This is a genomic window from Microtetraspora sp. AC03309 (assembly GCF_020826795.1).
GTDB classification, from domain to species: Bacteria; Actinomycetota; Actinomycetes; order Streptosporangiales; family Streptosporangiaceae; genus Microtetraspora; species Microtetraspora glauca.
On sequence record NZ_JADDIL010000210.1, the window covers coordinates 1 to 1,208 of the forward strand.

The following is a 1,208-nucleotide window of genomic DNA, read 5'->3' on the forward strand; positions in this document are numbered from 1 at the left end:
TCACGATCCGGCGTAGGCGGGGGTTGTCGGTGTTGCGGTTTCGCCAGGCGATGTAGCGGCGGATCATGCTGCCCTGCTCGCGGTGGCCGACGTGGTCGGTGCCGTTGAGAGTGAACTCGCGCAGCGCGGTGAACTGCGCCTCGATCCGGTTCAACCACGAGGAGTTGGTGGGCGTGTAGGCGATCTCCACGTTGTTCGCCTCCGCCCACTGGCCGACCCGCTTGTCCTTCTTGGTCGTCAGGTGCGGGCTGAAGTTGTCGCAAATGACCGCGATCCGCGTCTCGGGCGGATAGAGAGTGCGCAGGTAGCGGCAGAACTCCAGGAACTCGCCGCGTCGCTTGCGCTTCTTGATGTGCCCGTACATCTTGTTCTTGCCCAGGTCCAGAGCGGCGAACAGGTGCCGCACGCCCTGGGTGCGGGTGTAGGTGGCGCGCATCCTGGGCCTCGGTTCACGGGCGGGATCCTTGCCCTTGCCGCCGACACCGGCCCACTGCCTGCCCGGGCGCGGTTGCAGGTTGAGCGGACCGAACTCGTCCATGCAGAAGATCACCGTGGGTTCGCCGTGTTCGGGGATCACCTGGCCGTCGGCAATCGCATACAGGTGCTCGATGCGGGCCTTCTTGACCTGGTAGTCCGGATCGCGGGAGGTCTTCCAGGTCTTTATGGCTTGAAAGGACACGTTTTCCGCACGTAGAAGCTCGCGCAGGCCCTCATGGCTGATGTCCTCGACCACCCCCTCGGCGACCAGGAAATCGGCCAGCTTGGCAAGGCTCCACCGGGAGAACGGCAACCCGTGCTCGCCCGGCTTGGATTTGGCGATCTTCTTGATCTCAACGCGCTGCGGGAGACTGAAGGTCAGCTTCCGGCCGCCCTTGTACTTGGGGTAGAGCGAGTCGAATCCGTCGGTGTTGAAGTTGTGGATCACATCGCGGACGCGGTCTTCGCTGGTGAAGGCGACCTTGGCGATCTGGCCGGTGTTCATGCCCTGGGCTGACAGCAGAACCATTTGCGCTCGCCGCCAGGTCACCACCGATCCCGTGCCGCGCCGTACGATGCGCAGCAACCGGTTCCCTTCATCGTCATCGATCTCGCGTACGCGAACCCGTTCAGCCACGAGCAGAGTGTGAGGCGATCACGCCGATCGCGGTGGGACCTTGATCGGCGTGTCGCCACGAAACGGGGCAAACCCCAGCTGATGCGGCACTAGC

At 64.1% G+C, this 1,208-nt stretch carries 1 protein-coding gene; it reads right to left on the minus strand.

Going from position 1 to position 1,208, the window contains the following annotated elements; genetic code table 11:
• On the minus strand, nucleotides 1–1,114 hold a 1,114-nt coding region (locus tag IMZ11_RS42360; RefSeq protein WP_228649184.1), incomplete at its 3' end, for an IS630 family transposase.
• Nucleotides 1,115–1,208: the final 94 nt, after the last annotated feature.